Genomic DNA, 13300 nt, shown 5'->3' with positions numbered 1-13300 from the left:
CTCAGGGATCCCGCGAGCGTTCCGCAGGGCGGAATCCGGACACAGACATCTACACCGGCCGACGTCCTGTCCCTTAGGTTCAAGATCTCGCGGCCCTGTGATGGACGCCATAACGAATCGAGGGGTAGTCCCTGGATTGCGAACTGCCTTCCAGCGATCCCGTCCGGCGCACAGCCATTTCGGTTCACGAAGCGTCAATCGATCTCCGCCCGATTTCATCAAACATCATGGAAAGAAGCGACATGGCACATCTGGACATTCCCGCGAAACAGCCCTCTCGGCCGGACGTCGACGCAGTTGTGGTCGGGGCCGGCTTTGCCGGGCTGTACACACTGCACAAACTTCGTGATCAGCTTGGACTACACGTTCGTGTGTTCGAGGCCGGACACGGGGTCGGCGGGACGTGGTTCTGGAATCGATACCCTGGCGCGCGGTGCGACGTCGAGAGCCTGCACTACTCGTATTCGTTCTCGGCGGACCTGCAAGAAGAATGGAACTGGTCCGAAAAATATGCCGGTCAACCCGAGATCCTGGCTTACCTGAACCACGTGGCGGATCGTTTCGATCTTCGCTCGGACATCACCTTCGAAACCCGGGTCACCTCGGCTGTATGGAAAGACGATGAACGCAGATGGGAGATCGGCTGTGACGACGGATCCACCGTGACCGCGAAGTACCTCATATGCGGCTCCGGAAACCTGTCGGTGCCGAAGGAGCCCCGTTTCGAGGGTATGGAGAACTTCGACGGAGAAATCTATCTCACCGGAAAATGGCCGCACGACGGCGTGAATTTCGATGGCAAAAACGTTGCGGTTATCGGCACCGGATCCAGTGGCATCCAAGTGATCACCGAGATTGCGAAAGAAGCCGCTCACCTGACAGTTTTTCAGCGCACCCCCAACTACGCTACCCCGCTGAGAAACGCGCCTTCCGATCCCGAACGTACTGCCACGATCAAAGCGAACTACTCGCAAGTACGAGCGAATGCCCGCAATACCAGAGGAGGCGTTCCGGACTACAACCCCCTGCCGTCCGCACTGGCTGTCACACCCGAGGAGCGTCGGCGGGTCTTCGATGAATGCTGGACCGCGGGCGGATTTCAGCTTTATGTCGGGTCATTTCAGGACATTCTGATCGACAAAACGGCGAACGACACGATCTCCGAATACATCCGCGAACGAATCAGCGAACAAATCGACGATCCCGTGCTTGCCGAGAAATTAATCCCGACGGACTACCCTTACGGAACCAAGCGCCCACCGTTCGAGTCGGGCTACTACGAAATCTTCAACCAGCCGAACGTCACGTTGGTCGACGTCAGAGAAACACCGATCGTGTCCGTCACGTCCGGCGGAGTACTCACTACCGATTCCGAACACAAAGCCGACATCCTGGTACTCGCCACCGGCTTCGATGCCATCACCGGACCCGTGTTGGACATGGGCATCGTCGGACGTGACGGTGTGACTTTGAACGACAAGTGGGCGCACGGTCCCCGGACATATCTGGGTCTGTCCGTCCACGGCTTCCCCAACCTGTTCCTGGTCACCGGTCCGCAGAGCCCGTCTGTGTTGTACAACATGCCGCTGGCCATCGAAGACCATGTCGACTTCATCGCCGATGCCATCGAGTACTGCCGACAGAACGGGTGGGAGACGATCGAAGCGCAGCTTCCAGCAGAGGACGCCTGGGTTGCACACACTGTCGAACTGTCGGATGCGACCCTGCTCCCCGAGACAGACGCCTGGTGGATGACAGGCGGGGCCAACGGGACGCCGCGGGTGTGCATGCTCTACATCGGCGGGGCCGCAGCGTACCGGGAGATCTGCGCGAAGGTCGTTGCCGACGGCTACGACGGCTTCGATCTCTCGGCGCAACGTTCAGCATCACTGGCAGGGTCATCTGGGCACCGCCACCAACGAATCTAACTGCGACCGAATCTAACTGGCCTTTCCGCTCGTGGTTACGGCAATCATCCAGCGGTCCGTCAGGACCACGATTTCAATTCATGTACACAAAGACGGAGCACAGCTATGACGAGCGACAACGATTCGTCCACCGTTCTGACACACGGCGGGCCGACAAGCGAGATCAGCATCTTCGACGAGGACAACGTCCGTAATCCCCACCCGATGTGGTCGACGCTCCGCGAACTCGGCAGCGTGGTCTACCTCTCGACCAGCGACACCTGGGTCATCACCCGTTATGACGAGGCGCGAGCAACCCTGGCCGACTGGCAGACCTTCTCTTCCGCTGCCGAGACCGTCTACGGCAAGGAAATGGGCGCGCTCCTCGGCGCAACACCGCTGACCACGGACCCGCCGCTGCACGACACGCTCCGCGGAGTCCTCAGCGCGAGGACGGCGCCGCGCGCATTGAAGCAGTTGGGCGAGCAGGTGGCCGCGCACGCTGACGATCTGGTTGCCGAGGCCGTGGAGGCCGGCTCAATCGAGGCGATGGAAGCCCTGTGCCAACGGATGCCGGTCGACACCGTCGCCGACCTCATCGGCCTACCCGACGAGGGACGCGAGATCCTGCTACCCGGGGGGGAACGGATGCTCATGACGTTCGGCCCGCATGGCGACCGCTACGCCGACGGGATGCCCACGGTCGTGGAGTTCGCCGATTACATCAAAAATGTCACGAACCGCGACGTTCTCAAGCCCGACAGCTGGGGCACCGCCATCCTCGACGCCGTCGACGACGGACGCATCCAACCCGAAAACGCGGCGCCGCTGATGAGCTCCTACCTGATCGCCGGCATGGGAACCACCGTGCACACTCTCGGCTTCTACCTGAACAACTTGGCACGCAATCCGGAGGCCTGGGCAGCATTGAAGGCCGATCCCTCGCTCATCGGCAGTGGCTTCGAGGAATCCATACGGCTGGATGGACCGGCACAGGTGCTCTATCGAGGCACCACCCGCGAGGTCGAGCTTGATGGGCATGTTATTCCTGACGGTAAACGCATCATCGTCAGCATTGGTTCGGCCAACCGCGACCCCCGGCACTACAGCGACCCCGACACCTTCGACATCCACCGCAATCCCGTCGACCACCTCGGACTGGGTTACGCCACCCACGGTTGTGTCGGTCAAGGCCTCGCCCGCCTGGAGGTACGGGCCGTGATGTCTTCCCTCCTGCGCCGAGTAGCAACCATTACCCCGACCGGTGAACCGGAACTGACCCACCACATCCCGGGCTTTTCCGGCATAACCAGACTCCCCATTACCCTAACGAGCGAATAGGAACAGACATGAGCCACGTAGAACTGGACCGCGAGCGCTGTGAGGGCCACGGCACCTGCGAACAGATCGCCCCGAACATCTATCGACTCGACGACGAGGGTGAACTCGACATTCTCGTCAACCCGTTGACCGATGATGTCGCCAAGGCCGCCGAAGCTGGAGCGCGAGTGTGCCCCGTCGCCGCGCTTCGAGTGGTGGGCAACCCGTGACGGCCGTTGCGGAGCGCCGAAACATCGTCATCGTCGGCGGATCCATCGCCGCGGTCACCGCCGCTCAAGTCCTGCGTGCCGAGGGGTATGGGGGTGAGCTGACGATGCTCTCGGCCGAGATGCAGTTGCCGTACTCCCGGGTGCCTCTGTCCAAGGCGGTGCTCTCCGGGTCGGCCGATCAAGCCAGCTGCGCATTGCCGATGTCCACCGACGACATCGACGTCCGTCTGGGACAGGAAGTAGTCGGACTCGACGACCAGGCCTACACCCTCCACGTCGCGGACGGCGGCACCATTCCGTTCGACGGACTGATCGTGGCCTCCGGAGCGCGCGCGCGGCGGTTGTCGCAGCCTGGGCAGTCCGGCGAGTATGTGGTTCGGGATGCCGCCGACATCCCCGCTCTCGCGGAACGCCTCTCCACCGCACGGACCGTGGCAGTAGTCGGCGCGGGGTTCCTCGGCATGGAGATCGCTTCGACGTGCAGCAAGCTGGGACTCGACGTCACGGTGATCGACCGCGATCCGCCGCTGCGGAGACTACTGGGGGCCTGGCTGTCGGCAGTGGTCGTAGCCGAGGCGGAATCCGCCGGTGTGCGGTTCGTCAGGGCCGTCGACGGGGTGCGCATTCTCGGCGATGGCGAAGTCCTGGGCGTCGGGTACGGCGATACCGAACTTCGGGCCGAGGTTGTCATCTCGGCCGTCGGAGACATCCCCAACACCGAATGGCTGGCCGGAAGCAGCTTTCACACCAGAGGTCCAGTCATCGTCGACGAAAATTGCTTCGCGATTACCGATGTCGTCGCTGCGGGGGATGTAGCGGCCGTACGGCAGCCCACCGGTGAAATCACGCGACTTCCCCACTGGAACAACGCCGTGCGCCAAGCCCGCACCGCTGCCCTATCCTTGATGCACGGTCGAGATGCACCGATCGCCACACCCGATCACTACTTCTGGACCGAGGCGTTCGGCAAGCAGATCAAGGTGTGCGGACGGATCCCCGACAACGACACCCCGTTCATAGTCGACCACGACGACGCGACAGGGGCCTATCTACTTCAATGGTCCACCGCCGACGGCCGACCGGTAGCAGCGGCAACCATTAATCGCAAGATGCCAGTGGTGAAGTTACGCCGGATGGCAGCCGATGGTGTCGTGACAGCTTCCTGACATCGCGTCGTACGGCGCACGTTCCATGTCGCACGGTGTAGACCAGACCTTTGATTTGAGCCGGCCCTGATGAGTCGGAACGTGTTCCGACGCAGGACTCAACGACTCGAGTGACCGAGAAGCAGTGGGGCAAGACCGCGTCCATCCTGCGCGGGCCCGAACGAGACAGGTAAATCCCAAGGGGTCCCTGTAGAGAGCTTGTGCGCAACGCTCTCCCGATCCCGAGATTCTTTCCCTCAATCCAGAGAGATCCAGCATGACCACCAAGACCGCAGAAGTTACCTATACCGACATGTCCGTACGCGGCGGTGAGCTCACGATGAGCGTCCAGGTCCTCGGCAGCGGTCCACCGCTGGTCTACTTCCACTCGGCGGGCGGCCTCGTCGTCGACCCGTACGTCCTCAGCCTCGCCGATAAATACACCGTCTACGCGCCGTATTTCCCAGGGACCGCCCCGGGCAGACCGAACGACATCGACAAGCTGGACGAGCTGTGGGATGTCGTCCTGACCTACCAGGAGTTGCTGACAAAACTCGAGCTTGTCCGGCCTGTCGCCGTCGCCCAGTCGTTCGGCGGCATGCTGGCGGCCGAGATCGCAGCCACGTTCCCTGGCATCTTCAGCAAACTTGTCATCCTCGACGCCGTGGGACTGTGGAACGACGACCATCCGGTCACGAACTGGATGGCAACCCCTCTCGAGAAGTTCCCGGAACTGATGTTCAGCGACCCGACCGGCCCCGCGGCAACCGCGACGTTCGCCATGCCAGACGACCCGGCCCTCGTCGCCGAAATCGTGGAAGGCATGACCCAGGCCATGGAATGCACCGGCAAGTTCGTGTGGCCAAAGCCCGACAGGGGCCTGCGGCGACGGTTACACCGCATCACAACCCCCACGCTGCTGATCTGGGGAGAAGACGACAAGCTCTCACCCGCGGCCTATGCGGACGAGTACGCCGAACTGATCCCCCACTCGACCAAGAAGATCATTCCCGACTGCGGCCACATCCCGCAGGTCGAGCAGCAAGCGACGGTGACGGCTCTTGTCGACGACTTTCTCTCGTAGGGCACGACCCTCCGTCAGTCCGTGCCCTGACGTCGTTCAAAAACTGTCCGCTGCCATTCGATCGACGGCACGAGCATGCTGTTGACCTGAGCTGTCTCGGAAATGCGAGCGGAGCGGCTACGCAGGACTCCCAAGAGGGGGTCCAGCCATTCCCCCGGGGGTCCATGAGGCGCCCCCGGGAGCGATAGGTGGCCAGAGACACTCGCCTCATCAGAGCCGTTGCCCCTCCAGGTCGGCGAGATAGTCGTCAAAGCCGATTGAACCGGTCGTGTCGGGGGATTCACGTAGATATGTTTGTAGATTTCGAACCAGTTGGGTGTCCGCAGGTCCGGTGTCGAGGACCGGCCGGATCAGTCGGGCGCAGTGCTCGACTAGCGGAAGCAGTTCCTTGCGGGGGGAGCTTCGTCGCCTTCGACGGCTAGCGCTTCTACGCGTAACAATGCGGCGGTCAGAAATGCCCGCGGACGGGCACGCCGATCGATCGACTCGACGAGTGCGTGCGCTCTCTGGCTTGCGGGGCCAACACCCTGTAGATCGGTTCGGGGATAGAGGATCCCGCGGATCGCCGAGTCTTCGTTCACTTCTGCGGTCACGGTGGCCAATCCGTTGTCCCGGTCGTGGAGGTTCAAGCCTCCTTCGACGGTGTCCGGGTGATTGGCGGCCCATCCGGTCCCGGCTCGGATTCGTTCGTTGGCGATGCGGGCTGCCAAGCGGGGCAACCGCAGTTGGTGCGCCGGCCGGGCGCCCTCGTCCAGGCGCTCCTTCGCCGCGTCGCGCTGCCCGAGTAGGCGCTTCAGTCGTGCTCCCGTTCCGTAAGTGGCGAGCATGAAGTCGACGGTGCCACCCTCGGCGCCCAAGGTGTGACTGCGGTCGAGGAGATGGTCGGCCTCGGTGAGGTGTCCCTGGTCGTAGAGCAGGTCACCGAGCAGGGCAGAGGTCAGTCGGGTTCCGTTCGTACCGCTGAGCAGCTCCGGAGCGGTGTAGGCGGGAGATCCGGCCACCAGAACCCGGGTGGTCTCCTCACCACCGGTGATCCGGGCGATACCGAAGTCGGTCAACTGCGGTTCGCCGTACTCGGTCAGCAGAATGCTGGCCGGTTTGATGTCGCGATGCAGCACTCCCCCGCGGTGCGCGGTCTCCAGGCCCCGGCGAGTTTGACGCCGATGGCCAGTGTCTCGGCGACCGTCAACGCTCCGTGGGTGGTGATCCAGGAGTCGAGGGAGTCGCGCCGATGAAACGGCATCACGATGTAGGGACGTCCGGTGTAGGTGATCCCGGCTTGCAGGACGTGGACGATGTTCAGGTGCCCGGACAATCTCCCCATCACCTGCTGCTCGCGCAGGAAACGCGCGCGATCCATATGGTCCGGATCCGGGCTCAGAACTTGACGGCGACCAACCGGTCGAGGGCGGGTTGCCGGCACCGGTACACGATGCCGAAACCGCCACGGCCGGCGATGCACGCATCCTCGAAACCCTCGGCCGCCAACTCCGCGACAAGGTCCGAATCGACCTGGCGTCGAGTGTGCTCGGTGGCATCGTCCGGCATGACTGGCCCCTCAGCGCGCCGCCGTGACCGGTTCGTCGATGCACCCAATTCGGGCCGACCAGTCAATGCGTGGTTGTCGGGCCGACAAGTCCGGGACGGACGGATGCTCGACGAGCGGTGCGCCGCGATCGGCTGGCACCACTTATCCCAAGCCTTCGTGGCGCGAAGCAAGATTCGATTCGATCGCGTTCACCGTGTCCATGAGGTGTACGGCAAGTTTCTCAACGTCGATTCTTGGAACGCGTGCAGTGGGAGCGGCCACCGCAATCGCGCCGACCGTGCGACCTGACTTCTCGTGCACGGGCGCCCCGACCGCAATCACTCCAGCTTCGATTTCCCCGACGTTAATCGCGTACCCACGGCGACGAGTTGCCACGAGTTCTCGATGCAAGGCCAGCATCTTAGCTGGCTCGGTGGGCGCGGACGCCGTCGAGCCAGGAAGTCCGAATGGGAACAGCCCTCGAACATTTTCTGCTGACATCTCGCTGAGAATCGCCTTACCGATTGCGGTTGCGTGGGCGGGCAGAAGGATTCCCACCCGTGACCCCACGCGTGGCAGCTTTTCGCTGCTGACCCCCTCGATAAAACGCGCACTATTGCCTTCGAGGACCCCCACATGGCAGGTCTCGCCACTGCGACTAGCCAACTCCCGCAGATGAGAGTGAATACCGAGTTGCCAGTCGGGCAAAGAGTCTCCAGCCAACCCTGCACCCGCAAAGGCTGGTCCTATCCGATATACGTGCGCGGCGTCCTTCGTAACAAAGCCCTGTTTACCGAGCGCATCGAGAAGACGGTGGGCCGTGGATCTAGAAACCCCCAGATAAGACGCCACCTCTACTACTCGCACGCTCTTCGCCTTGCCTACCAGCCTGAGGATCTGCAAGGCATTGTCGACAGACCCCATACTACGAGCTCCTCGAGGGCTGAATGGAATGTCAGCTGGCGGTACGGCAGCGACGGTCACCCCACCCACCCCCGGAACATGCTCGCCGAGTAGCTGTGTCGAGTGCCACCGGTACTGCAACGAGAAACATGCGTCGGACAGGACCGAATCTCCGGTGCTAGAGAGAGGAACCCAGTCGACATTGCCGACGCGGTTTGCTTGTCGAGATACCGCATGGCGCCGAGGGCCGTTGTCGTGACCGAATATGTTGACGAACCTCGGCGACTTCGCACGTTCAACTCCTCGAGTAGATTCTGTACTGCGGCATTGATCGGCATTACTTTGTCCTATACGGAACGGACGGTCACGGTTTGCGAGCGTTCGGCGCAGAGGTGACGCCGTCATAGCCCTACGCCTTTGGCGGTCGACGCAGATTTCTCGGTAAACTCCCGCTCCGCCAAGGTGGACCATGCACCACCGAGGCCAGTCTCGGGAAACAGGGCCCGGTCCGCCGGGGCATTGCTGCTTACGTGAGATCAGGATCGCGCTCCTCGATACCCGGCCGCATGGGGGAGATCACCCCATGACCTACCTGTGTTGACAGTCACAGCCCGGCGGTATGGGGTGAACATGTGCAAGCTGCCGACCCACCCCCGAGTCGATCGGTTCCCCGAGACGTCCCCGCGCCGCCCTCACCAGCTTCGTCGGACGCCGGCGGGAACTGTCCGACGTCAAACGCCGGCTGACCGAAACACGCCTGGTCACCTTGACCGGGCCCGGCGGCGTGGGGAAAACCCGCATCGCGCTCGAGATCGCGGAACGCTCTCGCCGTGCCCTGCGCGACGGTGTGTGGATCGTGGAGCTGGCAAGTCTCAGGGATGCTCTGCGACTGCCCCAGGTGATTGTCTCCGCACTGGATGTGCCGGACCGATCGAATCGCGATCCGCTGGACAAGCTCGTGCACTACCTGCGCGACCGGCAGATGATGATCGTGCTCGACAACTGCGAGCATCTCCTCGCGGACTGCGCACGGGTGGTCGAAACACTGTTGAGCGCCGCCCCCGGGCTCCGCGTCCTCGCCACCAGCCGCGAGCCCCTCGGTCTCCACGGCGAGGGCATTTGCGTCATACCTCCCCTGACTACGCCATCCACCCGGCACTCGCACACCGCCGAGGCGGTCATTCACTACGAGGCGGTCAGCCTCCTGGTCGACCGCGCCCGATACGTCCTTCCCGACTTCGAGGTCACCGATGACAATGTCGAGGCGGTGGTCCAACTCTGTGGACGCCTCGACGGGATCCCTCTGGCCATCGAACTCGCGGCCACCCGATTGAGGTCACTGTCGGTCACCCAGATCGTCGAGCGACTCGACAAGCGGTTCACCTTGCTGACCGGCGGCGACCGGGTCGCCCTGCCGCGGCAGCAAACCCTGCGGGCCCTGATCGACTGGAGCTTCGACCTCTGCACCGAACATGAGCAACTGCTGTGGGCGAGGCTGTCGATTTTCCCCGACAGTTTCGACCTCGACGCTCTGGAAGAAACCTGCGGATTCGCCCCCCTGAGTGCCGAATCACTCATCGACCTTCTGGATCGATTGGTGGCGAAGTCGATCGTGCTCACCGAACGGACCGGCGAACGGGTCCGCTACCGGCAGTTGATGACCATCCGGGAGTATGGCGCGGAAGTGCTCGAGTCCTCCGGCGAGTCGTCGACACTCAAACGGCGCCACCGCGATCACTACCTACGTAAGGCCGCGGTGATGGTCGAACGGTGGTGTGGGCCCGGCCAGGCCGACGCACTGGCGGTGATGAACGAAGACCACCCGAACCTGCTGTCCGCCCTCGAATGGTCCGCCAGCACCGCCGCCGAAATCGGGACGGCCGCCGAACTCGCATCCCTTCTCCGACACCACTGGACTGCCAGTGGCTACCTCAGCGACGGTCGCCGCTGGCTGGATCAATTCCTCGAGTCCGGTGCGATATCCACCAGCCAACGCGGACAGGCGTTGTGGGTCAGTGCCTGGATCGCACTCATGCAGGGCGATCGCGACGATGCTGTCGAGAAGCTGATCGAGTGCGAAGAAATCGCCGAGAAGCTCGGTGACCGCAGATTGGGGGCACATGCCACTCAATGGCGGGGATATCACGACTTCGCCACCGGTGACGTTACCGCCTCGATCGCGCGGTACGAGAAAGCCATAGAAATCCACACCGACTTCGCCGATACCGCGTCGGTACTGACCGCCTTGTTCCAACTCGCGACTGCTCAGGCATACAACTCGCAGGACGAGGCAGCACTGCAGACCTGCCGAAGAACGATCGAGATGAGCGAACAATACGGCGAACAGTGGAATCGCTCCTACGCCCTATGGATCACCGGCCTGTGCCGCTGGCGGCAAGGCGAATCAGAATCGGCGAGGACAGCGGCCCTCCAAGCACTCCGACTCGCAAGCGAATTCAAAGACAGCATCTGCATCGCACTGACGATCGAACTCCTGTCTTGGATCGCCGCATCGGCGGCAGAATTTCGAACCGCGGCCGCACTCGCCGGTGCCGCGGCCGCGGCCTGGGCTGGGCTCGGGACCGACGTCAAGGCCTTCGGGCCGCACCTGCATCATGACTCGATCCGCTCCTCCCAGAAAACCGCAGAGGCACTGGGAGAGCACGCCGTCACGCTGGCGCGGCGGAACGCGACCATGACACTCGACGCCGCAGTCTCGCTGGCCCTGGGCGGGCCCGAGCAAACCCGTAGTGACAGCTCATCCGAGAAATCCCCGTTGACCGAACGCGAGAATGAGATCGCGAACTTGGTAGCGGAAGGCCTGAGCAACCGTGCCATCGCCCAATCCTTGGTGCTATCTACCCGTACCATCGACGGCCATGTCGAACGAATACTCACCAAACTCGACTTCACATCACGCACCCAAATCGCCTCCTGGATCGCATCCCAACGGGCCTGACCCTCTTCGACGGCAGCACGCTGGGCATCTCTCATCCGCGGCACCGCCCCCGCAGGGTGTCTGGAAGCACCCGTTGAGACGGCGTGCAGGCCCGGGACCTCGTCCGGTAGATCGAGGAAATGACGCAGACGAGCGAGCTTCAGGAGGTACTCGACTAGGAGCCCATTCTCTCCCCGTGGATCATCAACCGAGGCTCATCCGGGTCGTGATCTCTGCGTACCCGACCTCGGCCCGCTGGCTCCAGGCCATTCCCCGAGTGACACGATCTCCGGAAAGTGACCGCGAGTGACACGAAATCTAGAAAGTGACGCCGCTCCGCGGAACCTAATGGGAGTGTAGACATCCCAGGAGTTCCGGGTGTCAAGCAGAAGCCTTCTCGGCGTGATGTGACCACGCGGTCGTTTCGTCGTAACGGGTACAGGTCTCGAGGCATCCGTGCAAGATGCCGACGAGCCGGTTGGCCAGTTGCCTCAGGGCGGGACGTTGATCGAGACCGCGGTCGCGTTGTTTGTCGTAGTAGGCGCGGGCGCCGGGTGAAGCTTGCAGGGCCGAGAACGCCTGCGAGGTCAGCGCATCGACGAGCCGATCGTTGTGGACGAACCAGGCTGGGACAGGATGATCTCAGCGTCCGGGTGCCTGCCAAAATGCGCATCGACCTGCCCATGCAACGCCTTGATCTCGGTGTTCAGCGTTGTCAGGACAGCTACCGCGGAGCGGGTGGTAGCCGTGTAGGCGGTGGTGATTACCGACGCACGGCCCAGCTGCTCATCTCGCATGGCTGCCTGGATCCGATCGGTCTCGGTCTCGGTATCGCGGCGGCGGGCGTTCCCTAGCGCCGCGGTGATCTGACCGCGTTTCAGTCGCGCCGCCGAGGCCGGGTCGGGCGCCTTGCCGAGCATCTCGAGGGCATCGACTGCGTCGAGGTCGTCGAATGCCTCCAATGCGGCAGGGAAGCACTCGCGCAGCGCGTGCCGCAGTCGCTGGGTGTGGCGGGCGCGTTTCCAGATCAGGGTCTTGTGGCCCGGGCGACGACTTTGATCGCCTCGGCCTCGGGACTGTCGCCGGCGCTCGTACAGCTGTAAATCTGCGATGCAATCAGTTCGACCGTGCAGGCCGCGCTGCTCGCGTGCATGGCCGCTCTGCCTTCGCCGGTGAACAATTCGCTCAGTCGCTTCTCGGGATACGCGCGATCGATACCGGTCACTCCACCGAAGGTGAGTCCGAAGCCGTATCCGCCGTCGACATTCCGCATTGTCGCCTCGAGGTCTGCCGGTAACCCACCCAACGCTATGGCGTCCAGATCCAGCTCGGGAGCGTGCGCCTGCTGGAGCTAGGCTGCCCATGCTGTCGCGAAAGCGCCACCCGAATACCCCCACAGACCCTTCGGCGCATCCGGACTCAGCCCGCTCGGCCCGAACTGCGAGGCGGCGCGGATGCCGTCGAGAACCGCGTGAACCGGCTTGCAGACCGGCGAAGAACTCGGACTGCGGTCCTTCGTAATCGGCGGTGACGACCGCCCATCCGCGGGACAGCAGATTCGCGGTCATCACCGTCTCGGACGCGGCGTTCGACGTCGCGGCCGCGAGCCCCGCCGTCAGCGCGTACGACGGTGCGCACTGGGATGTGGGTAGCCGAGGACCTGTTCGGCGTGGCCGAGTTCGATAGGGTCCGCAGCGATGATCTTGGTGGCGAGGTCGAGCCGGGCCGCCGACACCCCCGCCGCCCACGCGCTCTGCTCGTCGAGGAAGGCCGCGGCGGCCACCCCGGTGAAGTCGTCGAGCACCTCGAACATCAGCAGGGAGATGCGGCGAATCTCGGCGCCGCTCTCGTTCTGCGCGACCAGCCGGGTGGCTCCGTCGAGAAATGCGGCCGCCAGCAAGCCGTGACTGTCTGACACCCGCGCCTGGGGTCGCGGCTCGGCTTCCCCGGGTGCCACCCGATGAGACACCTCCGCTGGTGTCCTGTTTGTCGATGGTTATCCGGGTTCGGGCATACCATCGATAGATGGGCCGCCGCTCTGTGTTCGACAAACAAGTCAGCGCGGAGCGTTGTCGCGACAACACCGCATTCTGGCGTGAACGCATGCATGCATTAATTCACTCACTCATATTCGGAGATGCTGCCAACTGGCGACGATGAGACCCGACTACGCCTTGGTTGCAACCCTTCCTACGCAGGGAAACAACGCGTGCAACAACGTCCCCCGCGACTGCAACGATTGGGA

At 63.1% G+C, this 13300-nt stretch carries 11 protein-coding genes and 1 pseudogene; 6 read left to right on the top strand and 6 right to left on the bottom strand.

Features of this window, described 5'->3' with window-relative positions; translation table 11 throughout:
* Positions 1-242: 242 nt before the first annotated feature.
* From JQT59_RS14210 to JQT59_RS14190, 5 genes are all read left to right on the top strand, one after another.
* Complete coding sequence (locus JQT59_RS14210) at positions 243-1928, top strand: flavin-containing monooxygenase (RefSeq protein WP_213576670.1); 1686 nt, start codon at positions 243-245, stop codon at positions 1926-1928.
* Positions 1929-2132: 204 nt separating this feature from the next.
* Entirely contained in the window at positions 2133-3248 is a 1116-nt protein-coding gene (locus JQT59_RS14205) for a cytochrome P450 (RefSeq protein ID WP_213576669.1), read from the top strand.
* An 8-nt stretch (positions 3249-3256) separates the two neighbouring features.
* Entirely contained in the window at positions 3257-3457 is a 201-nt protein-coding gene (locus JQT59_RS14200; RefSeq protein WP_141472752.1) for a ferredoxin, read from the top strand.
* The gene (locus JQT59_RS14195; RefSeq protein ID WP_213576668.1) at positions 3454-4623 is read left to right on the top strand and encodes an NAD(P)/FAD-dependent oxidoreductase; all 1170 of its coding nucleotides are present in this window, start codon (positions 3454-3456) and stop codon (positions 4621-4623) included. Before JQT59_RS14200 ends, JQT59_RS14195 begins: the two co-directional genes overlap by 4 nt.
* A gap of 256 nt (positions 4624-4879) precedes the next feature.
* Positions 4880-5686 (top strand): alpha/beta fold hydrolase, encoded by an 807-nt coding sequence (locus JQT59_RS14190; RefSeq protein ID WP_213576667.1) that lies wholly within the window; start codon positions 4880-4882, stop codon positions 5684-5686.
* Positions 5687-6588: 902 nt separating this feature from the next.
* On the opposite strand, the pseudogene JQT59_RS37010 reads toward JQT59_RS14190, so the two are convergent.
* Positions 6589-7234: pseudogene (locus JQT59_RS37010) on the bottom strand (serine/threonine-protein kinase); the annotation flags it as partial.
* A gap of 142 nt (positions 7235-7376) precedes the next feature.
* Complete coding sequence (locus JQT59_RS14180) at positions 7377-8138, bottom strand: IclR family transcriptional regulator (RefSeq protein WP_213576666.1); 762 nt, start codon at positions 8136-8138, stop codon at positions 7377-7379.
* A 640-nt stretch (positions 8139-8778) separates the two neighbouring features.
* Here JQT59_RS14180 and JQT59_RS14175 point away from each other — a divergent pair.
* Positions 8779-11076: a LuxR C-terminal-related transcriptional regulator gene (locus JQT59_RS14175; protein ID WP_213577741.1), complete on the top strand. Its 2298-nt coding sequence runs from the start codon at positions 8779-8781 to the stop codon at positions 11074-11076.
* A 566-nt stretch (positions 11077-11642) separates the two neighbouring features.
* Here the strand turns inward: JQT59_RS14175 and JQT59_RS14170 are convergent.
* The 4 genes from JQT59_RS14170 to JQT59_RS14160 all read right to left on the bottom strand — a co-directional run bounded on the left by JQT59_RS14170 (position 11643) and on the right by JQT59_RS14160 (position 13012).
* Complete coding sequence (locus JQT59_RS14170) at positions 11643-12017, bottom strand: transposase (protein ID WP_213576665.1); 375 nt, start codon at positions 12015-12017, stop codon at positions 11643-11645.
* A 65-nt stretch (positions 12018-12082) separates the two neighbouring features.
* Positions 12083-12328 (bottom strand): hypothetical protein, encoded by a 246-nt coding sequence (locus JQT59_RS37005; protein ID WP_249354427.1) that lies wholly within the window; start codon positions 12326-12328, stop codon positions 12083-12085.
* A gap of 78 nt (positions 12329-12406) precedes the next feature.
* Complete coding sequence (locus JQT59_RS37000) at positions 12407-12478, bottom strand: lipase family protein (RefSeq protein ID WP_249354606.1); 72 nt, start codon at positions 12476-12478, stop codon at positions 12407-12409.
* Positions 12479-12670: 192 nt separating this feature from the next.
* Positions 12671-13012 (bottom strand): hypothetical protein, encoded by a 342-nt coding sequence (locus JQT59_RS14160; protein WP_249354425.1) that lies wholly within the window; start codon positions 13010-13012, stop codon positions 12671-12673.
* Positions 13013-13300: the final 288 nt, after the last annotated feature.

The organism is Rhodococcus sp. USK13, from assembly GCF_018343855.1.
Taxonomy (GTDB): domain Bacteria; phylum Actinomycetota; class Actinomycetes; order Mycobacteriales; family Mycobacteriaceae; genus Rhodococcus_F; species Rhodococcus_F oxybenzonivorans.
The sequence above is the reverse complement of the archived record's forward strand: the minus strand, read 5'-3'. Positions and strand labels throughout refer to the sequence as shown.